This window comes from Staphylococcus sp. EG-SA-2, assembly GCF_017152085.1.
The window spans coordinates 1-650 of record NZ_JACYHC010001189.1; the positions used below are offsets into that span (position 1 = coordinate 1).

1 protein-coding gene is annotated in these 650 nt (G+C 32.2%); it reads left to right on the top strand.

All coding sequences use genetic code 11. The annotated features are described in order from the left end of the window. Positions 1 to 396: 396 nt before the first annotated feature. Positions 397 to 650, top strand: a 254-nt coding sequence (locus IDG60_RS19445) for an AzlC family ABC transporter permease (RefSeq protein WP_206161087.1), incomplete at its 3' end; no start/stop codon positions are given.

A 650-nucleotide genomic window follows, 5' to 3' on the forward strand; every position in this document is an offset into this window, starting at 1 on the left:
AGCATCACTATTATAGGAAATTAAGCGATAAAATACTGATTTCGTTGATGTAGTATGAGTAATATCGATGGAGTAGGGTAGGGGGAGAGGATGATGATTATAAGGGAGTGTTACATGAATCAATATCCCAGACTCATCATTAGATATAAAAATTTATAAAATTAGTATTTAAAAACAACTACAATCCATAGAAAATATGGAGGTAGTCTTAAATAAAAAATTGAAAATTCTAAAAAAATAAAAAGTTAATATGAAGCTGATTAAAGACTCCGGTATGTCTAACTTCAGACAAACCAGTGTCTAACGTTATTGCTTGTGATATAGAACTGTATTAGACTAGGTATATTATTTTTTTCGTAATTATATAAATATAAAGTGGCAAAGGAGGTAGTTGAGATGACAACACATTTAAGTTTTAGACAAGGCGTGCGAGAGTGTGTCCCAACATTATTGGGTTATGCCGGTGTTGGTATTTCATTTGGTATTGTGGCTTCGTCTCAAAACTTTAGTATTTTAGAAATTGTCTTGTTATGTCTTGTTATATATGCCGGTGCTGCGCAATTTATTATGTGCGCGTTGTTTATAGCAGGTACACCGATATCAGCGATTGTACTAACTGTATTTATCGTAAATTCAAGAATGTTCCTTTT